This is a genomic window from Bacillus paramycoides (assembly GCF_001884235.1).
Classification (GTDB): domain Bacteria; phylum Bacillota; class Bacilli; order Bacillales; family Bacillaceae_G; genus Bacillus_A; species Bacillus_A paramycoides.
This window is the reverse complement of sequence record NZ_MAOI01000041.1, coordinates 17,114-37,299: the sequence shown is the minus strand read 5'-3', so window position 1 is coordinate 37,299 and position 20,186 is coordinate 17,114. Positions and strand designations below refer to the sequence as shown.

Genomic DNA, 20,186 nt, shown 5'->3' with positions numbered 1-20,186 from the left:
AGTTAGCTTCTTTTTCGTTTTCCAACAAGGATTTTTTCAAATGCTTCGACAAATACATACATAAGAGTTGCAAGGACGCAAGTGAGCAATACGCTGAGTAAGACGAGTGTGAAGTTAAAGACTTGGAATCCGTAGCTAATTAAATAGCCAAGTCCTTGTTTAGAAACGAGGAGCTCTCCGAAAATAACACCGACCCATGATAAGCCAACGTTCACTTTTAACGTTGAAATAATGGCAGGGAAGGATGAAGGGAGAATAACGTGCTTATAGCATTGCCATTTATTTGCGCCAAATGTGTGCATTACTTTTATATAGTTGGAATCGACTTCTTGAAATGCGCTGTAAATAACGAGAATGGTAATGATGATGGAGATGATTACCCCCATTGCGATAGAAGATGAAATGTTTGGGCCGAAAATGACAATAATAATTGGGCCGAGTGCTACTTTTGGCATTGCATTTAGGACAACGAGATATGGATCAAGTACGCGAGCTAAAAGGGGCATCCACCAAAGGAAAGTGGCGATAATAGCTCCGAGTACTGTTCCGAGAATGAAGCCTACTCCTGTTTCGAGTAATGTCGTCCATATGTGAATCCAAAGTGAACCGTCAATCCATTTCGTTAAGAAGAGATCCCAAATACTTGAAGGAGAGCTAAAGAGTAAAGGATCAATCCACTCTTTCTTGCTAGCTATTTCCCATAGTGCAAAGAAAAGAACAAGAAGTAAAAGTTGTAAAGAGCGAGCCAACCATGCACGTTGTCTTTCTTTTTTTCGAAACTGTTCATGTAGTTGTTTTATATTATCCAAGTCGTTCCAACTCCTTCCATATTTCTTGGAAGAGGGCTGGGAAGTCATGGTGGTGGCGTGCTTCTAACGGTGATAAGGAACGGATACTATCTGGGACGATGAATGTTTTTGCAATCTTTCCAGGGTTCGCTCGCAGCAAATAAATACGATCGCTCATCGCAATTGCTTCTTCAATATCATGTGTCACAAGTAGTGATGTTTTCTTATATTTACGTAGTAATGTGAAGACGAGTTCTTCTAGTTTTAATTTTGTTTGATAATCGAGAGCGGAAAATGGTTCATCTAGCAATAAAATTTTTGGATCGGTCGCTAATGTTCGAACGAGTGCAGCACGTTGGCGCATGCCGCCGGATAGTTCACGAGGATATTGCTGTTCTATATCATGTAAGCCGACTTGTTTTAAAAGCTTTAATGTATGTTCTTTCGTATTTTCATCATAAATTTTCCGAATATGAAGTCCGAGCATAATATTTTCTTCAATTGTTTTCCACGGAAACAAGTAATCTTGCTGGAGCATATAGCCCATAGATGGGGTCATAGTTGTAATCAGCTCACCATCTAAAAATACGGTCCCTTCAATTGGATTGAGTAGCCCTGCAATAATAGAGAGAAGCGTTGTTTTTCCGCAACCACTCGGACCAAGGATAGAAATAAATTCCCCCTCTTCCACTTGCAAACTCATACCTTCAAGAATAAGTTTGGCATTTTCTTTTGCAAAAAAGCAGTGAGAAACGTTACGTATTTGTAAAAAACTCATATATTTCGCCTCTATTTCTTAATGACGCTTTCAGCAATTTTTGTATTGACGAGCGTTTCATGTGGAACTTCTTTTTGTAATTCGCCAGCTTCTTTCATAATCGTTTGGAGCTGTTTCCATTCTTCAGCATCTAATAATGGATTTGTCGCATAAGAATGTTGTTTTTTGTAGCGCTCAATTACTTTTATTGAAATGTCTTTTGAAGTGTCTTTAAATAGTGGAGAAACAGCATCAGCAATCTCTTCAGGACTATGTGTATCAACCCATTGCTGCGCTTTATATAGCGCACGCGTGAATTTTTCTGCAGCAGCTTTATCTTTCTTTAAGAAACTTTCTTTTGCCATAAACGTTGTATAAGGAACAGTGCCAGATTCAGCTCCGAAAGAAGCGACAATATAACCTTTTCCTTCTTTTTCAAATATACTTGCAGTCGGTTCAAAGAGCTGTACAAATTCTCCTGTACCAGATGCAAAGGCATTTGCAATATTAGCAAACTCGATATTTTGAATTAAGTTCGTATCTTTGTGAGGATCAATGCCATTTTTCTTTAAAACATATTCTCCAACCATTTGTGGCATGCCGCCTTTACGCTGTCCTAAAAACGTAACGCCCTTTACGTCATTCCAATTAAAAGTGTCTAATTTTTTACGTGAAACTAAAAATGTTCCATCTGTTTGTGTTAACTGTGCAAAATTAATGATAGGATCTTTTGCTCCTTGTTGATGAACATAAATGGACGTTTCTGAACCAACGAGAGCAATATCAATTCCGCCGGATAATAGGGTAGTCATCGTTTTATCCCCGCCAGCGGTTGTTTGTAAGTCAATATTTAAGCCTTCATCTTTAAAAAAACCTTTTTCAATTCCAACATATAATGGTGCGTAGAACAGAGAGTGGGTAACTTCGCCAACTCGAATTTTTTGAGCTTGTTCTTTCGTACTTTCTTTTGTGCTACTACAAGCAGCAAATGTGAAAACAGCTAGTAACATGATGCAAAAAACGGTTATTAATTTTTTCACTATATGGCACCTCCTAGAAGTTAATCTACAAGCATGATATGTAGGTTAGTGCCCATATGTGAGTATATAGCAGGAATTTTTTGGGTAGTACAGAAGTACAAATATAAGGGGTGATAAAATGGAGTACGAATACGATGATAGCATACATTTACATCTTGATTATTTCGGAACTGAATGTGATATGGAATCGATTGCTTATAAGAGGAAGCATGAAGACGTATGGGATGTGTATTTTAATTTTGGAGTATACGGTATTCAGAAAGATGATGTAGAGGCAGGAATGTTTATGGACGAATATGCCGGTTATTACGTTTTTTCTGTACATGCTCGTGATTTGAGCTGGGAATTTGGAAGTGCTCAGTTTGAGGAATGGGTTTTGAGGAACCATATAGTAGAGAAAACACTTCAAAAATAGGAGGAATTTCGTGGTTGAATTTCTCATCTTATTATTCATTTGCGTAGTTGGAATTTTCATCATGCAAGTGCTCATTTACCGATTTGCAAAGAAAAATATTCATAAATACAAAGAAGTGAAGTGGATTCATATGTGGCTAGATATGACTATGAAAAAGGGTCCGAGATTAGATTTTTTTGATTTTGTACTTATAGTAATCGTGAGTATCATATGGAAAATATGGATGCTTCCTCTTATATAGTAAACATGCTAATCATTTCAACATTTTCCCTTGCATAATAAATAACGAAAAGAACCTGTCATATGACAGGTTTTTTCTATAGTAATAGTTTTCCGAAACTCGTGCCGACAAGATCACAAATTTCGGTCGGTTCACATGTAGTTATCCAATTAGATAAAGATTATAGTAAAACTGTGAGCGGTGTTGTGAAAGATATTTTTACAAACATGGAAACACATACGTACGGAATTAAAGTTCGATTACAAGATGGGCAAATTGGTCGTGTTCAAAGTGTTGGATAATGAAAAAGAGATTTCCTTTCTTAGGAAATCTCTTTTTTTCGTTCGGTATGTACAAGAGGTAACAGATGACATTATACGGAGGATGTACATGAGAAGACGTTGTGTACATAATATGTTATGTTTATATAAGTAATATTTTATTACGGTGCGAGGTGAAATTAATAAACAGAAAAGAGGGGATGAATTGAGGTATAATTTTTCATTTCATCAGCCAAGAAGAAGTATATTAATTTCAGTGATGTTAAGTGGCCTAGCAACCCTATATGTAGTACCCACACTTTTCTTGGTTTTAAAATATTTTAGTTTAGATACGATGAAAGATATGTTAAATCAAAAAATTGTTTTAAGTATAATGACAATTTTGATGTGGAGTGTATTACTGTATGTTGCGTATTTGAATAAAGATATAGTTAATAAATTTAAATTGATTATTAGGATTTATATTAGAATGTTTTTAGTAGCCCATGCGGTTACTTTGCTTTTTATTTTTATGCAAAATAATATGGATTTCGTGAATACAGTGAATTGGATTTACTATTATAACGCACAGTTTATATTTAGTTTAATTGTAATTTATGCGATATATGTCTTGATGTACAACGTGCTGGGAAAAATTTTTTTGAGTACGATTTTGACAAGCAGTTTGCTAATCATTTTGGCTATTGTAAATTACTTTAAAGTTGTTTTTAGGGGAGATCCTTTATATCCTTCTGATTTTACACAGATTGGACATATGCAATCTGTTATACCGATGGTGATGGATTATTTTAGTTGGGGTTATATTCTTCTCGTTATTGTAAGTGTTGCTGCCTGTATTTTGGTGGGTATGTATGTGAGGAAATATATTCAAAATGTAAAAGTTCATACAGGCGTACGAGTTCTATTTATAATAGGATCCGTTTTTGTTTTATATGCGTATGGTAATTTTACGAATACGTTTATGAATAAATGGTTTCAAAAGTCGGGTATAGAGTTCGTTTTGTGGAATCAAAATGAAAATTATGCTTCAAATGGTTTTGTGTTAGGCTTTATAAGCAATTTAGATACGACAGTCATGGAAAAGCCGAAAGACTATTCAAAAGAAAATATGCTTCAAATAGCAAACGATGTAAAGAAACAATATAGTAGCAAAATAGGGGCGCAGAAGCAAAAAGAGAAACCAAATATTATTTTTGTAATGAGTGAATCGTTTTGGGATCCAACGAAATTAACGAATCTTTCCTTTAGTGAAGATCCTTTACCGAATTTGCATCATTATATAGAAAGTTTTCCTGGTGGACAAACTATTTCGCCGGCATTTGGAGGAAATACTGCGAACGTTGAATTTGAGGCGTTAACGAGTTATTCAATGAGTTTGTTAAAGCCAGGGTCTATACCATATCAGCAAGTCGTTACAAATAAAGTGGAAATTCCATCCATTACTCGAACGTTGAAAAAAGAGGGGTATTACACAAGCGCTATTCATTCGTTCGGTCGCTCATTCTTTAAACGGGATGATGTATATAAAGTGTTAGGATTTGATAAGTTTAATGCACAAGATACGATGGAAAATGTAGAAGTTGATGGAGATTATATTAGCGATTTATCTATGAGTAAAGAGATAATAGCTGAATTAGAGAAGCAAAAGAAGCCTACGTTTGTTCATGCAGTTACGATGCAAAATCATTTTCCATTTACAGAAGGAAGATTTGGCGAAAATCAAATAGAGATTAGTGGATTAGAAAATGAAGAATCGAAAGCTGAATTAGAGACTTATACAGAAGGATTAAGACGTTCAGATGAAGCTCTGCAATATTTAATAGAGCAACTAGATAATTTAGATAGACCTACATTATTAGTATTCTTTGGAGATCATCTCCCATCACTAGGAACAAATAAATCTCTTTATAAAGAGACTGGTTATATAACAAATGAAAAAACACCAAGTGAACGATTAGCGATGGCACAAACGCCGTTATTAATGTATGCAAATTTTGATATACCAAATGACAATTTAGGCCTAGTAAGTCCAATTTATTTTTCAAATCTTGTCCTTGATTATGCTGGATTAAATAAGGTACCGTTCTATCAATTTTTATCGAAGTTATATGAAGAAATTCCCGTACTTCGTGACGAATTGAAGATAGGAAAAGACGGAGAAGCAATAAAAAGTTTAACAGCGAAACAAAAAGAAATGTTAAAGCAATATGAGCTTATTCAATATGACTTACTTATTGGAAAGCAATATAGTAAGGATATATTATTTAAATAAGCGACAAAAAGAACTTGTATACGATACAAGTTCTTTTTTCATAGTATTTAACGGGGTAAACAGACAAGCTGGGTTTAGGGAGTATTACTTGTACATTTAGTATAAATTAAAATAGAATCGTTTAAGTGATTGATTTGTGAGAAATATGTGAATTTTTATCCGTTTTAATATTATATGAGTAGAAAGTTATAATAAAAGCCCCTCTGGATTTAGGAACTAGAATATGTATTAGGAGGAGTAATCTTTATAACGGACAATGAGGTTATAATCGGACGTGGATGAAATATATGTTTTACATATTTTATCCATTTCATATTTGGATTCTGTACATAATTTGACAATTTGTTTAACACGTAAAAAAACTCTTTTGCATTTCTAAGAGAGTTTTTATTTGGGTGTCCATGGATTGATTTTCCTCATTTGTTCAATTTATCTTTGTTTGTCTATGAAAATCATTTATTATAATAAATGGTATTCTTCGAGATATGATTTTGAAGGGGTGTTGAAGTGGGAGAGAGCTTTCTATCTGCTAAAGAAGAAAAGAAAAACGCTAAGATTTTCTTATGGGTACTGCATGTCATTGTGATTGTATATGAGGTTGCATATGCGATTATATTGGAAGATAAAATGCCTTTAGAAAATTGGCATAAAGGGATATTGAAGATTGCATACATCATGATTATATTAGGTATCGGTGTTTACTTATTTGAGAGAGGAAAAGCACATTTAGTTAAATATACATATTTATTTGCATACATGATTGCAGAGATTTTCAATATTGGATGGTATGCTTTTCATAATACAATAGCATTTGATGAAGGGAATGTAATCGAATTTATTTTCATTTTCTTCGTGCCAATATTTTTAAGTAAACGATATTTATTTATCTTAGCGCCATTTCTTATAGGAAAATATATGATATACCTATTTGTATTTGGAGAACTGAATCGGTTTATACCTCTTGTTATGAATATGTTGTTGCTTTTCGTGTCATATATTATTTTAAATCGATTTGTGCAATATTTTTCAGCAGTCAAGAAAAGTATTGCCGAGGCTAGTCAGGCACAAAAATTGGCGGTTATCGGAAAAATGGCAGCGACAGTCGGACATGAAATTAAAAATCCACTTGCTTCATTAAAAGGGTTTACGCAATTACAAAAAGAGAAGCACGAAAAAGATGCGACTTATGGACAAATGATTCTTGAAATAGAAAATATGAATAATATGATTAGCGAATTAATGGAGGCTGCTACATGTAAACCTTCTGTTTATGAAAAACATATTGTAAGTGATGTTCTAGTACAAGCAGTAGAAAATATGCGTGAAAAAATGGACGAGTTAAATATAAATTTCACCTTTAATGAAGAGCATAATAGAAGTGAGATTGAATGTGATAAACGAAAATTAAAAGGTGTATTTTTGTATGTTATTAAAAATGCTCTAGAGGCAATGGAACATGGTGGAACATTGCAAATACAAGTTGAAGATAAAAAAAGAGATTATGTAGTAATAAGTATAGTAGATAGTGGTTTCGGGATAAAAAAAGAGAATTTAGGAAGAGTTACAGAGGCTTTTTATACAACGAAGCAAGATAAAATTGGATTAGGTCTTACGGTAGCAGAGCGAATTATTACAGAGAACCTTGGAGAATTACATATTTCTAGTGAAGTAAAGAAAGGAACGAGAGTAGAAATACTGCTTCCGAAAAAACTTGAGCGCAATGTAACACAAGATTAAGAGGTGTTGTAAAAGGAGCTATCATATGGATAAAGGCTATATATTTGAGAAAGAAGAGATAAGGGCGTTAAAAATATTTTTAAGCTTATTCTTCGTCATATTTTTTGTGTATGATTTTGCTGAAAAGGCTATGGTCCTTTTATCAGTGGAAGATCAAAAGCCCGCAGATGTTTTTGGAGAAGGATTAGGTCTATGGTTCTATAGTTTGATGATCTTATTATTCTTTACTGGAATTTACTTTATGAAGCAGAAAAATCCATATATTGTGAAGTATATTATTTTAATTGGCTATAATATATTGGATTTTATTAATAACTTCATTATTTATTACGGAAGTGATACTGAATTTGATGGTGGAAATATAGTAGAAGGGTTCTTTATTTTATTTGCACCGATCTTTGTGAATAAAAGGTATTTTTGGTTAGTTGCCGGAGTCCTTGTCGGAAAATATGCACTGATGGGATTCGTTGTTCAATCCTTTATTGTCCTTATTCCAATGGCATTATGCAGCGGTTTTGCTATTATATGTTGGATTATATTTTTAAGATTCCAGTCTTACGTTCGCACACTTGAAATGATGGATAAAGAAATACAAAAGGTAGAAAAATTAGCGACTGTTGGAAAAATGGCAACAGTAATTGGCGATAAGATTAAAAGACCGCTAGCAAAGTTGAAAAAACTTGTGAATAAGCAAGCGGAAAAACATCCAGAAGATAAGATTTATAGTGAGATTATGAAGCAGGAAGTAGATCGTATTAATACAATCGCTACAGAATTAAGTGGGTTTGAGAAATCGAAATCGATAGAATCAAAAACTCATAATATAAAAGAAATCGTCTCTTATGTTATTCGAGTTATGGAAAAACCGGCTTTAGAACAAGGGATAAAAATAAATGCTATTTATAGTAAAGATATACCCTCAATCACATGCGATGAAAAACGATTGAAGCAAGTATTTTTTAATTTAATAAAAAATGCGATTGAAGCAATGTCAGTTGGCGGAACTATTACTGTAAAAGTTACAGCAGAAGATGTAATTGTTATTCAAATTATAGATGAGGGATGCGGTATTCCCAAAGATAAAATTCCGAAGCTAAATGAAGCTTTTTACACAACGAAAGAAACTGGAACGGGCTTAGGTTTAGTAGTTACAGAAAAAATTATTAAAGATCACCACGGTCAATTGAACTTTGAAAGTGAAGTTGGAGTTGGAACGACGGTAGAGATTATGTTGCCGATTTAATGATAGTGCAAGAGATAAATAGAAAACATCACTTTGTCAAAAGTGATGTTTTTTTATTGATTTATCCTGCGTTAAGGTCCAATTGGTTCAACTAATAATCAGTGATGAGAGTTTCAAAATGAAACAATATACATAGGCGACTTAATATATGACTTTTAATGTGCAAAACAGGCTGGGACAAAATTTTGTTTAGCGTTATAGAGAGCAAAGAGAAGGAAAGGATTTGAAGGGGCTAATCATGTTTTTAAAGTAACGTATGAAATGTTAAGTGTGGTAAAGAGAGGTAGCTAAAGTAAGATACCTCTTTAAAAATTATAACCACCATTTTTCCTGCGGCAACAAAGTAATGCTCACATCAAAATTTTCTTTAAACCAATCGTGCATCAATGTCTTTTTCACTAAAAATTCAGAGGCAGAGTGCGATACACCGATGAGTGACATATTTGTTTCTTTTACGTAATCCATAATAAGTGAGTACTTATGCTTACCGTATTCGTTATCAATATGACAATGGATTTCCCCCGCAATGTAAGCTTCAGCACCTTTTTCTTCGGCTTCTTTCATTAAAGATACGACATCACCGCAGCCAGCAATAATTGCAATTTTTGTAATGGAGTCATGTTGTTTACCTTCAAAGTCTGTATACGGAATGTTGAAGAGTTTTTTTAGATGTTTTTGGAGTTTTTCTGTTGATGTTTCATCTATTTCGCAAATAAGGCCGACTGGTTGTTGCTCTGGACCACCGTGAGCAAATCCGTCAATTACATTAGCTTGAAGTGCCTTTGCAATTGAAATACTAGTTCCATATGTTTGATGAAAATCCATTGGACCGTGACATGTATATATAGAAAGTTGTTTTTCTTTTATTGCGTGCAAATATTTCGATGGAATTGGAACAAATCCTCGCCCTGATTTCCCGAGCGGATCACCGCATTCCATCACAAGTGGATGGTGCATGAAGAGTAAATCACCTGTCATAGATTGTGAAATGAATTTTTCAAGAACATCATCTGTAGGGAAGACAGCCAAAAATACTGTGTTTACATTTTCAGCCCCTCGTATCATAAGACCATTAAATTGTTCAACAAAATTTGCTTCAAAAAATTGTTTCCACGGAAACTGGATTTGATCATATGTAGCTGGAATGAAACGACTAAAGGAACTGTCTTTTCCGTATTTTTCAATTTGGAATAAATGATTAAGCGATCGCTCTATTTCTTTTAAGGCTGGCATTGTAATTCCTCCTTTATCATTGCCATTTTAACATTAGTCTTAATTTTCTGTATACAAGAATTAAGAAAAATAGTGGTACAATATATGAATGATATGAGAAGAGAGGATGTAGATTCACGTATGTACGTTACTGTAACAGATGCAGCATATAAAAAGATTATGGATACGATTCCAAGTGAAGCGAAATATATAAAGTTATTTTATGATAATGAAGGTTGCGGTTGTGTCATGAGCGGGATTATTGATTTAGTAGCCGTTTCAGAGAAAGATGAGCGCGATGTAAATATTGAATCAAGTGCATTAAACTTTATTGCAGATCGCACAAAGCTTGTATTTATGGATGATAAGTTAACGGTTGATTTACATGAATCTGGAGGGCATTTTCTACTGAAGAGTCCGAGCCAGTTTTATAATCCGAATATGAAGCTACATATTCGAGTATAACAAAGACAGAGAGGCGTATCATATACGCCTCTCTGTCTTTGTTTTTTTCACATAATGAAATGTACATGTGATTGAATTTTCTGTATAATTTTCTTTGCGGAGGGGATTACGCATGAGAAAATGGGGAATTGAATTATTAATTTTAAGTGTTGTTATTATATGGGGCGTCAATTATACGATTGCGAAATACGGACTTTTAGAGTTTACAGCGATTGAGTTTACGGCACTTCGAATGATGGCAGCGGCACCGTTATTGTTATTACTTACGTTTTTTATTGAAAAGTCACTTTACATGGAGCGAAAGGATATACCAAGATTAATCATCGTTAGCGTTGTAGGTATTGTACTGTATCAAACGTTATTTATGGAAACTGTCAAATATACATCCGCTACAAATGCCTCTTTACTCATTTCTATTTCACCTATTTTTACAACTTTATTTGCTATTTCGCTTAAACAAGAAAAGTTTTCTTCCCGAAAGTTAATCGGTTCTATTATTGCTTGCGGTGGTACTGTGCTTGTTCTGTTGGCGGGACATTCACTTGTTAGTTCCTCTTACGGAAACGGAATTGGACTTATTACATCAATATGCTGGGGACTTTACCCTGTTTTAGCAGGTCCTCTTATAAAAAAATATTCTGCTCTTCGTGTTACGGCATGGTCAGCAGTTGTTGGAGCAATTCCGCTTGCTGTGTTAAGTGGACCACACGTTTTTTCAATGCCATTTCATATTGCAAATGGGATGACATGGTTTGCCTTGCTTTATTCTATTTTCTTTGTAACGGTATTCGGTTTAGTTATGTGGTATGTTGGTGTACAAAAAATTGGTGCGTCGCACACAATGGTATATATGTATATTACACCGCTTGTAGCGGTTTTATTTGCAGCTCTATGGGCAAAAGAATATATTTCATTACAGCAAATTATCGGTGGAATCATCATTTTCTTCGGTCTATGGTTTGTGAAGTCAGAGAAAGTAGAAGCGCAGTCTACCGTGCAAGAATCTATATCAAAATAGGAAAACAGATCACCTATGATCTGCTTTCCTATTTTTTTATTTTAGGTAAAAATACGAGAAATAAAATGGCAGTAATAAGTGGAATTAAATTAAGAAAAGGAATGCGGAAGAGTGTAATAAGAATAATTCCTGGAAGAAGAACACCGAGGACAGCATAGAAGATACTATGATTTTTCGTGTACCAATATAATGAAAGGCCAATAAGGGCAGGGACAATGAGGTGAATGAGAGCCATTAAAAAATAAATCATTAGACGCCCCCTTTATTTATGTGCTTATTACATCATATCCGTATGTTCATAGATTGATATCATTTTTTTCATAAATGGACGAAAAATGTTTTGAAAAACGTCACATTTATCGGTGATTCTATACTAGGAATCTTGTATAATATTATTTCCTAAAAACATTTTAGTAACGTAAACATTGTGTTTATGTTGTTTTTAATTTGGATGAAATAGGTATGTAAATGAATTTTTAAGTAGTATGGACTCGAACTAAGTGAGTTATACAGCTTTGTTGGATAGATAAAAACTATTGAAGAGGAGTACAGCATGATTAGTATGTCATTAAGGTCGTTTAAAATTCAAGCGTATTATCTACTAGGGATTATGTTACTAGGTTGGGCGATAACACCATTTTCAGCTCATTTTTTAGGTGCTGGAATTGGACTTATTGTAAGCATGTATTGTGTTTGGATTTTAGGAAGACGTATTGAGAAGCTTGGAGATAGCATTGTAAAGAAAACAAAGGCGCCGACACTTGGTATGTTTAATCGTTTTGCAGCTGCAATTCTTGGTGCCATTGTTATGTATGAAATTGAGCACCATATGGTTATGTGGGCATTTGCAGTTGGTATTATGGGCGGTTATTTTTTAATTGTTATTAATTTAGGCTACTATAGTATGAAAGATGAAAAAGAATTAACGAAATAGATAAAAAAGCTTCTTTTTAGATGGAATAGAGGATCCGGCGGTGGATAGAAGCGGTCAGAGCCTTTTTTTGCCCCATGCCGCGTGAAAACAGAAAGAGTAAGTGAGCGAGAAATCTGTTTATATTTTTGAAGACTTGATTTGTATGTGAGAAAATCCAAGTATATAAATTGAAAACTGGTTTTGGAACCTTTTAGGTGGAATAGAGGATCTAGCGATGGTTAGAAGTGGTCAGAGCCTTTTTTTGCCCCATGCCGCGTGAAAACAGAAAGAGTAAGTGAGCGAGAAATCTGTTTATATTTTTGAAGACTTGATTTGTATGTGAGAAAATCCAAGTATATAAATTGAAAACTGGTTTTGGAACCTTTTAGGTGGAATAGAGGATCCGGCGGTGGATAGAAGCAGTCAGAGCTTTTTTTGCCCCATGCCGTGTGAAAACAGAAGGCGTAAGTGAGTGGGAACTAAGTTTATGTTTTCGAAGTCGTGATTTGTATGTGGATAAATTGAAGAATATATAGAAAGAAGCTTACGTGAAAAACGTAAGCTTCTTTTTTATGTAAGTATGTGTAACCGTTAAGCCGCATTGGGTTTTGTCGGTGAGTACGCGAAACTTTGTGATTACACAATACTTATTCATATGAGTAAAGGGTTATTCAACAGAAAAGTTAAATTTAAGCGATTGGACCGCCTAAGTTAATAATATCTTCAGAAACGCTATCGAATTTTTTGAAGTTTGCTTTAAACTCGTTCGCAAGCTCAATTGCTTTCGCTTTGTAAGCAGCTTTATCAGCCCAAGTTTGTTCAGGCATTAATACTTCGTCAGGTACACCTGGAACGTGACGAGGTACTTCTAGACCGAAGATGTCGTGTTTTGCAGTTTCTGCTTTCGCAAGTTCACCGCTTAGTGCTGCTTGAATCATTGCACGAGTGTAACCTAAGTTCATGCGTTTACCAACGCCGTATTCGCCACCAGTCCAGCCAGTGTTTACTAAGAATACTTTTGCATCATGTTTCTCGATTTTTTCACCAAGCATTTCAGCATAGCGAGATGCATCAAGCGGTAAGAACGGTGAACCGAAGCAAGTTGAGAATGTAGCTTGCGGAGATGTAACGCCGCGCTCTGTTCCTGCTAGTTTACTAGTGTAACCGCTTAAGAAATGGTACATAGCTTGTTCTTTTGATAACTTACTGATTGGAGGCAATACGCCAGATGCGTCAGCAGTTAAGAAAATAATTGTATTTGGATGTCCTGCAACACTTGGCAGTACGATATTGTCAATCGCATGCATAGGGTATGCAGCACGTGTATTTTCTGTTAAAGTAGTATCGTTATAGTCTGCGATGCGTGTTTGGTCATTAATGACAACGTTTTCTAAAACTGAACCGAATTTAATTGCATCAAAGATTTGTGGTTCTTTCTCATGAGAAAGGTTTACACATTTTGCATAGCAACCACCCTCAATATTGAATACACCGTTATCAGACCAACCGTGTTCATCATCACCGATTAATTTACGGTTTGGATCAGCAGATAATGTTGTTTTACCTGTTCCAGATAAACCGAAGAATAGTGCCACGTCGCCTTCTTCGCCTACGTTTGCAGAGCAATGCATAGAAAGAATATCTTGTTCTGGAAGTAAGAAGTTCATAATAGAGAAGATTGATTTTTTCATTTCTCCAGCGTATTCTGTACCACCGATTAGTACGATACGTTTTTCGAATGAAACCATAATGAATGCTTCAGAATTTGTACCGTCAACTGCTGGATCAGCTTTAAAGTTTGGTGCAGAAACAATTGTGAACTCCGATTCGTGAGTTGTTAATTCTTCTTCAGTTGGACGGATAAATAATTGATGCACGAATAAATTATGCCATGCGTATTCGTTAACAACTTGAATTGGTAGACGATAGTTGCGATCAGCGCCTGCAAATCCTTTGAATACGAATAACTCTTCTTTTTCTTTTAAGTATTCTAAAACTTTAGTATATAATTTATTAAAATGTTCTTCAGAAATCGGTTGATTCACAGCTCCCCAAGCAATTTTGTCAGCAACCGATGCTTCTTTCACAATAAATTTATCTTTAGGAGAACGTCCTGTATATTTTCCTGTTGAAGCAGAAACGGCACCAGTAGAAGTTAATTTCCCTTCATTTCGCATTAATACTTTTTCCACTAATTGCGGAACACTTAGTTGAATCTGTGCATTGCTTCCGTTCAATAATTCATGTAAACCAATTTGGACATTCACAGTACTCATAATTTATATACCATCCTTTTCATTTAATGAAATATTTCTCGTAATCCCCATCAAGAGTATAACACAATCATATAAATAATGTATACTATTTATTTGTTTTTGTTTGTGTGAATGCATCATTTCCTTATTAATATTTCATTCTATGCTTATTGAGAAAAACTTTCAGGAAAATGTGAATATTAATTGACAAATGAATATCATTTCTTTAGTATAGGTTGGGACGGATACTCTCTTATCCCGAGCTGGCGGAGGGACAGGCCCGATGAAGCCCAGCAACCTCACTTGTGATGGTAAATAACAAGTGAATAGGTGCTAAAACCTGTGCGAGGCTAATGGTCTCGAACGATAAGAGCAAAGGGCAAAAAGCAGTATGCAAGTAGCAAATTAAACCTTTCCTCTATGTTAAGTAGGAAAGGTTTTTCTGTATGCTTGTGTGGGAGAATAAATGTATGTCGCAGTTTGTGGCAAATTAAGGATGAGTTCCGTACAATATATACAATTACTGTAGGGAGGTTTACCACATGACAAAAAAACGTCATCTGTTCACATCTGAGTCTGTAACTGAAGGACATCCAGATAAAATTTGTGACCAAATTTCTGATTCAATTTTAGATGCGATCTTATCAAAAGACGCAAATGCACGTGTGGCTTGTGAAACAACTGTAACAACTGGTTTAGTATTGGTAGCGGGGGAAATTACGACTTCTACTTACGTAGATATTCCGAAAATCGTTCGTGAAACAATTCAAGGCATTGGTTACACACGTGCAAAATACGGATTCGATGCAGAAACTTGTGCTGTTTTAACATCTATCGATGAGCAATCTGCTGACATCGCTATGGGTGTTGACCAAGCGCTAGAAGCACGCGAAGGTCAAATGACTGACGCTGAGATTGAGGCAATTGGTGCAGGAGACCAAGGTTTAATGTTTGGTTTCGCATGTAATGAAACACAAGAATTAATGCCACTTCCAATCTCGCTTGCTCACAAATTAGCTCGTCGTTTAACTGAAGTACGTAAAGATGACACATTATCATACTTACGTCCAGATGGAAAAACGCAAGTTACAGTTGAGTATGATGAAAATGGTAAACCTGTACGTGTAGATACAATTGTAATTTCTACACAGCATCATCCAGATGTTACATGGGAAGAAATCGATCGCGATTTAAAAGAGCATGTAATTAAAGCTGTAGTTCCAGCAGAATTAATGGATGGAGAAACGAAATTCTTCATTAACCCAACTGGTCGCTTCGTAATCGGTGGACCACAAGGTGATGCTGGTTTAACAGGACGTAAAATCATCGTTGATACTTACGGTGGATACGCTCGCCACGGTGGCGGTGCATTCTCTGGTAAAGATGCAACGAAAGTTGACCGTTCAGCAGCATATGCAGCTCGTTATGTTGCGAAAAATATCGTAGCAGCTGGTCTTGCTGATAAAGCGGAAGTACAACTTGCATACGCAATTGGCGTAGCGCAACCAGTATCAATTTCAGTTGATACATTCGGCACTGGTAAAGTATCTGAAGATGTATTAGTAGAACTAGTTCGTAACAACTTCGATCTTCGCCCAGCTGGTATTATTAAAATGCTAGACTTACGTCGCCCGATTTACAAACAAACAGCAGCTTACGGACACTTCGGACGTACTGATGTAGATTTATCATGGGAACGTACAGACAAAGCAGCTGCTTTAAAAGAGCAAGCTAGTCTATAATATATGAAAAAAAGCTTTGCGCTGTGTGAGCGCAAAGCTTTTTTTATTTGGTTTCATTTACTACTTGAATGCATGAACTACAATACACTTCACCGTCTAGTTCAATATACTTTTTCATATTTGTCATCCCACTTGCCGGAAATGGTATATGAACCCATGCTTTTTCATACGTTTGTATTTCTTTTTTGCATGATTGACAAACGGTTGGCTTTTTATGAAACATGCGAGATCACCCTTTCATTTGACGTGCTTTGCCCGCGCAAAATGCACTACATAGTAAAAAGAGTGTTGCGAAAATAGTGCTCATTAATGTAGCGTATGGGATTGCACCTTTCAAGGAAAATCCGACAGTGATGGAAGCGATAAATAAGAGAATAAATGTTGTTGTTAATTTTTTATAAAGTTCCATAATATGTAGACCTCCACTTTATTTTGTAGTGCAAGTTTTAACATTGAATTCTACTATGCAGAAAATATAAGGAAAGTTAAAGAGTAGCTAATGATGTGAAGTCTAAGAGTATAAGAAAGTATATTGTTTTATCTTCCTTTTTGTGGTTGTACATACTTATATTGTATCATGACGTATCAGTGGCTTCATACATAATTGTGTAAAGGTATGTATGATAAAATGAAGAAAAGTCTTTAAGGAAGGAAGGATACAAAATGAGCGCAATCGAACATAAAAAACAAGCACCAAAAGAGGTACGCTGCAAAATTGTTACGATTTCTGATACGCGTACGGAAGAGACTGATAAGAGCGGGCAATTATTACATGCATTATTAATAGAAGCGGGACATAAAGTGACTGCTTATGAGATTGTGAAAGATGATAAAGAAAGTATTCAGCAGGCTGTGTTAGCTGGTTATCATCAAGAAGATGTTGATGTTGTGCTAACGAATGGCGGTACTGGTATTACGAAGCGTGATGTAACGATTGAGGCAGTATTAGCGTTATTGGATAAAGAGATCGTTGGATTTGGTGAGCTGTTCCGCATGATTAGTTACTTAGAAGATATCGGAAGTAGTGCAATGTTAAGTAGAGCAATTGGCGGTACAATCGGGCGTAAAGTAGTCTTTTCGATGCCAGGGTCTAGCGGAGCTGTTCGTCTTGCGATGAATAAATTGATTTTGCCTGAATTAGGTCATATTACATTTGAGCTGCACCGCCAATGAAAAGGTGTACTGGAATTGTATTAGCAGGAGGCATGTCGAGTAGATTCGGAGAACCGAAAGCGTTAGCGATTTGGAAAGGGACTACTTTTGTTGAGCATATTGTGAAAGTAATGGAAAGTACTTTGCAAGAAATTGTAGTCATTAGTCATGTTGATATAAAAGAGCGATTGGAGCAATTAATACAAGTTCCTGTTATAGAAGATATTCCGCACTATAAAGGAAACGGGCCGCTTGCTGGAATTGTATCAGGAATGGAATACATAGATTCAGACTGGTATATCATAATGCCTTGTGATGCGCCGAATGTTTCAAAAGAATGGTTTGCAATTTTAATAGAGCAAACGAGCGATGAGTATGATGCGATCGTTCCTATAATTGAAGGTAGAAAACAGCCGCTATTGGCAGCGTATCATAAACGAGTTAAAGGGAAAATTGATAAACTGCTTCAGGAAGAAAAAAGAAGTATGGGACAGCTTTTATCACAATGTAATGTGAAATATGTTGCCGGAGAAGATGTGCAAGCGAATTCGTATTGGTTTATAAATGTGAATACGAAAGAAGAATATGTACAGGCTCAAAAAGACCTTTCAAATGAATGAAAGGTTTTTTGATATACAGAAATTGGGGGACAATTACTGTATAAAGGTATGTGAGTAAGTTGATTTTAAGAGAGATTTCTTAAAATCATTATACAGTAAAAATACTATATAACCATATATTAATTTTTATGGGTTTTTATTACAAGTCTGTTTAGTTATGTATTATTCTGTTATAATGGCTATAGATACAAGATTATGTTTCACCGTATGTATCATTTATTAAACTAAAATTTACGATTGTGTAGTAAACTCCCTACGGTTCATTGTAGGGAGTTTATTTTATAATTAAGCTAGTAGCTCTGCCTTGTTTCGGTGAAGGACTTCTTCATATTGGTTAAGTAAATTAAGAAAGATTTCATCCCAACTTTGTGATTTCGCATAAGACGAGGCGGCTAAACCCATTTGTTTCAATTTTTCTTCATTGTTTAATAAATAATAAATAGATGATAAAAAGGAGTCCTCATTTTTTGGATCACATAGAAATCCAGTTGTTTCATCTTTAATAATATTTTTAACCCCACCACTATTCGCACCAATGACAGGTGTACCACATGCGAGTGATTCAAGTACGACGTTCCCAAATGTTTCAGTAGCAGATGGAAATACCATCAGATCGGAAGAAGCATAGGCTTCAGCCAAATCCTCACCTTGTAAATATCCAGTAAAGGTTACATTTGTTTTTGGAACATTTTCATGCAAGATCTTTGCAAGAGGGCCATCTCCAGCGATGAGCCAATGAATATCGTTACGTTCTTTATTGGTCATATGAATAAGTGTTTGAAGAGTGTCGATATCTTTTTCAGGAGCAAGGCGTCCGACGTAGGAAAGAATATAGTCCGCTGTAATATTATATTTTTTTCGGAATAGGTCTTTATTGTAAGTTGGATGATAGAGAGAGCAATCTACACCGCGTCCCCAAATATAGAGGTTTTGAAATCCTTTATTCTTTAATTGATGTAATGTTTCAGGGGAAGGAACAAAGTTCTTTTGCATATGGCTATGAAACCATTTTAAATAGTTCCATAGCATAGTGGAGAGAAATTCAATTTTATAATAACGTAAATAGGCGTCAAAATCAGTATGATAAGAACCGACAACTGGGATGTTTAATCTTTTTGCATAATATAACCCACAAAGTCCCATGTTGAAAGGTGTGGCAATGTGAATGATATCAGGTTTAAAAGCAAGAAGTTCCCGTTTAATGCGCGGAGTAGGAAAAGAAAAGCGGCATTCTGGATATAATATTGTTAACGGGAGACTTCTCATTTTGTTCACATTCGCTACGAAATTATCTTCAGCCGTATGCTGAGGGGCGAAAACAGAATAGGCGATATTTTCTTTCTGAAAATATCGTGTTAACCGTGCCAATGTTTTCGCGACACCGTTGACTTGTGGTGTAAATGTATCGGTAAATATGGCGACTCTCATCATATCGCTCCTTTACGTGAAAAGTGGAATGAATTGATAAAAAGAGATGATGCCAGAGCAGGTGCCAAGGCACATACCTACAAATACATCTGATGGATAATGAAGCCCTAAATAAATACGGGAGATACCGACGCATAGTGCTAGTGGCAGTAGAAAAATAAGTAAGCTTGGGTTATAGCAAATAAATGGAACGAAAACAGAGAAAGCAGCTGTCGTATGACCAGATGGAAAAGAATGATCTTTTAAAGGATGTACTGGATATTTCGCATCTTGAATTGTTAAATAAGGGCGTTTTCTTGGGTACCATTTTTTTAATATTTGTACGGGAATATGGCTAATTGCTAAAGAAATGGCAGTTGCAATTGCAGCTTGATATAGAGCGCCTTTTGCAAACAATAAAAAGGAAAGTGTAAGCGCGATGGAGAAGCTTGCACCACCGATATGAGTAATGTTACGGAAAAAGATATTTAATGTTTTTTGATCAAAGTAGCGGTTAATTCCTTTGAAAATGTAACATTCTATTTTATATAATTCACTGACCTTCATGAGATTTTTCCTCCCTCATTTACATATATATGGAGATATTAGCTCCTATTCTAATAAGGTTTTGTTGAGGGAATAATAATGT

At 35.3% G+C, this 20,186-nt stretch carries 21 protein-coding genes, 1 pseudogene and 1 riboswitch; of the genes and pseudogenes, 12 read left to right on the top strand and 10 right to left on the bottom strand.

The features are described from left to right. Positions 1-2 precede the first annotated feature (2 nt). From BAU28_RS07035 to BAU28_RS07025, 3 genes are read right to left on the bottom strand one after another with little or no spacing between them, the layout of a single operon-like run. Positions 3-809 carry an ABC transporter permease gene (locus BAU28_RS07035; protein WP_002173898.1) on the bottom strand — a complete coding sequence of 269 codons (807 nt, stop codon included), beginning with the start codon at positions 807-809 and terminating at the stop codon, positions 3-5. Further along, complete coding sequence (locus BAU28_RS07030) at positions 802-1,566, bottom strand: ABC transporter ATP-binding protein (protein WP_071718150.1); 765 nt, start codon at positions 1,564-1,566, stop codon at positions 802-804. Before BAU28_RS07030 ends, BAU28_RS07035 begins: the two co-directional genes overlap by 8 nt. A gap of 11 nt (positions 1,567-1,577) precedes the next feature. Then, a complete protein-coding gene (locus tag BAU28_RS07025) occupies positions 1,578-2,585 on the bottom strand; it encodes an ABC transporter substrate-binding protein (protein WP_002173896.1) in 1,008 nt (335 codons plus the stop codon). A 118-nt stretch (positions 2,586-2,703) separates the two neighbouring features. Here BAU28_RS07025 and BAU28_RS07020 point away from each other — a divergent pair, with 118 nt between their 5' ends. The 6 genes and pseudogenes from BAU28_RS07020 (at position 2,704) to BAU28_RS06995 (ending at position 8,753) form a co-directional block, all read left to right on the top strand. After that, positions 2,704-3,000: a DUF3986 family protein gene (locus BAU28_RS07020; protein ID WP_002173895.1), complete on the top strand. Its 297-nt coding sequence runs from the start codon at positions 2,704-2,706 to the stop codon at positions 2,998-3,000. A 10-nt stretch (positions 3,001-3,010) separates the two neighbouring features. Beyond that, positions 3,011-3,241 (top strand): hypothetical protein, encoded by a 231-nt coding sequence (locus BAU28_RS07015; RefSeq protein ID WP_025148889.1) that lies wholly within the window; start codon positions 3,011-3,013, stop codon positions 3,239-3,241. 104 nt (positions 3,242-3,345) lie between these two features. Then, positions 3,346-3,522: pseudogene (locus tag BAU28_RS07010) on the top strand (YwbE family protein); the annotation flags it as partial. Between the two features lie 184 nt (positions 3,523-3,706). After that, on the top strand, positions 3,707-5,773 hold the full coding sequence (locus tag BAU28_RS07005; RefSeq protein ID WP_071718149.1) for an LTA synthase family protein: 2,067 nt from the start codon (positions 3,707-3,709) through the stop codon (positions 5,771-5,773). A gap of 507 nt (positions 5,774-6,280) precedes the next feature. Then, the gene (locus tag BAU28_RS07000) at positions 6,281-7,510 is read left to right on the top strand and encodes an ATP-binding protein (protein WP_048374424.1); all 1,230 of its coding nucleotides are present in this window, start codon (positions 6,281-6,283) and stop codon (positions 7,508-7,510) included. 25 nt (positions 7,511-7,535) lie between these two features. Continuing rightward, entirely contained in the window at positions 7,536-8,753 is a 1,218-nt protein-coding gene (locus BAU28_RS06995) for an ATP-binding protein (RefSeq protein WP_071718148.1), read from the top strand. A 312-nt stretch (positions 8,754-9,065) separates the two neighbouring features. Here the strand turns inward: BAU28_RS06995 and BAU28_RS06990 are convergent, their stop codons facing one another. Continuing rightward, positions 9,066-9,986 carry a Nif3-like dinuclear metal center hexameric protein gene (locus tag BAU28_RS06990; protein WP_071718147.1) on the bottom strand — a complete coding sequence of 307 codons (921 nt, stop codon included), beginning with the start codon at positions 9,984-9,986 and terminating at the stop codon, positions 9,066-9,068. A 120-nt stretch (positions 9,987-10,106) separates the two neighbouring features. Between BAU28_RS06990 and BAU28_RS06985 the strand changes: the two genes are divergently transcribed. Then, positions 10,107-10,430: an iron-sulfur cluster biosynthesis family protein gene (locus BAU28_RS06985; RefSeq protein WP_025148896.1), complete on the top strand. Its 324-nt coding sequence runs from the start codon at positions 10,107-10,109 to the stop codon at positions 10,428-10,430. Positions 10,431-10,542: 112 nt separating this feature from the next. Next, positions 10,543-11,448: a DMT family transporter gene (locus BAU28_RS06980; RefSeq protein WP_071718146.1), complete on the top strand. Its 906-nt coding sequence runs from the start codon at positions 10,543-10,545 to the stop codon at positions 11,446-11,448. A gap of 28 nt (positions 11,449-11,476) precedes the next feature. Here the strand turns inward: BAU28_RS06980 and BAU28_RS06975 are convergent, their stop codons facing one another. Further along, positions 11,477-11,698, bottom strand: a complete 222-nt coding sequence (locus tag BAU28_RS06975; RefSeq protein ID WP_000639048.1) for a hypothetical protein — start codon at positions 11,696-11,698, stop codon at positions 11,477-11,479. A 303-nt stretch (positions 11,699-12,001) separates the two neighbouring features. On the opposite strand from BAU28_RS06975, the gene BAU28_RS06970 reads away from it, so the two are divergent. Next, the gene (locus BAU28_RS06970) at positions 12,002-12,382 is read left to right on the top strand and encodes an ATP synthase subunit I (protein WP_071718145.1); all 381 of its coding nucleotides are present in this window, start codon (positions 12,002-12,004) and stop codon (positions 12,380-12,382) included. Between the two features lie 668 nt (positions 12,383-13,050). Here BAU28_RS06970 and pckA read toward each other — a convergent pair. Continuing rightward, complete coding sequence (pckA, locus tag BAU28_RS06965; RefSeq protein WP_025148898.1) at positions 13,051-14,637, bottom strand: phosphoenolpyruvate carboxykinase (ATP); 1,587 nt, start codon at positions 14,635-14,637, stop codon at positions 13,051-13,053. Between the two features lie 229 nt (positions 14,638-14,866). After that, positions 14,867-14,989, top strand: a riboswitch (SAM riboswitch). Between the two features lie 169 nt (positions 14,990-15,158). Here pckA and metK point away from each other — a divergent pair. After that, complete coding sequence (gene metK / locus BAU28_RS06960) at positions 15,159-16,358, top strand: methionine adenosyltransferase (RefSeq protein ID WP_025148899.1); 1,200 nt, start codon at positions 15,159-15,161, stop codon at positions 16,356-16,358. A gap of 43 nt (positions 16,359-16,401) precedes the next feature. Here the strand turns inward: metK and BAU28_RS06955 are convergent, their stop codons facing one another. Both BAU28_RS06955 and BAU28_RS06950 read right to left on the bottom strand, forming a co-directional pair. Next, on the bottom strand, positions 16,402-16,581 hold the full coding sequence (locus BAU28_RS06955) for a hypothetical protein (protein WP_048374428.1): 180 nt from the start codon (positions 16,579-16,581) through the stop codon (positions 16,402-16,404). Positions 16,582-16,587: 6 nt separating this feature from the next. Then, positions 16,588-16,767 (bottom strand): hypothetical protein, encoded by a 180-nt coding sequence (locus tag BAU28_RS06950; protein WP_025148901.1) that lies wholly within the window; start codon positions 16,765-16,767, stop codon positions 16,588-16,590. 254 nt (positions 16,768-17,021) lie between these two features. Between BAU28_RS06950 and BAU28_RS06945 the strand changes: the two genes are divergently transcribed. Together BAU28_RS06945 and BAU28_RS06940 are read left to right on the top strand one after the other, a co-directional pair. Continuing rightward, positions 17,022-17,531 carry a MogA/MoaB family molybdenum cofactor biosynthesis protein gene (locus tag BAU28_RS06945; RefSeq protein ID WP_071718144.1) on the top strand — a complete coding sequence of 170 codons (510 nt, stop codon included), beginning with the start codon at positions 17,022-17,024 and terminating at the stop codon, positions 17,529-17,531. Next, positions 17,528-18,130: a molybdenum cofactor guanylyltransferase gene (locus BAU28_RS06940; protein ID WP_002173878.1), complete on the top strand. Its 603-nt coding sequence runs from the start codon at positions 17,528-17,530 to the stop codon at positions 18,128-18,130. The genes BAU28_RS06945 and BAU28_RS06940 overlap by 4 nt, the downstream gene beginning before the upstream one ends. Before the next feature lie 285 nt (positions 18,131-18,415). Here the strand turns inward: BAU28_RS06940 and BAU28_RS06935 are convergent, their stop codons facing one another. Then, positions 18,416-19,558 carry a glycosyltransferase family 4 protein gene (locus BAU28_RS06935; RefSeq protein ID WP_071718143.1) on the bottom strand — a complete coding sequence of 381 codons (1,143 nt, stop codon included), beginning with the start codon at positions 19,556-19,558 and terminating at the stop codon, positions 18,416-18,418. A gap of 12 nt (positions 19,559-19,570) precedes the next feature. Further along, entirely contained in the window at positions 19,571-20,104 is a 534-nt protein-coding gene (locus BAU28_RS06930) for a phosphatase PAP2 family protein (RefSeq protein WP_002173876.1), read from the bottom strand. Positions 20,105-20,186: the final 82 nt, after the last annotated feature.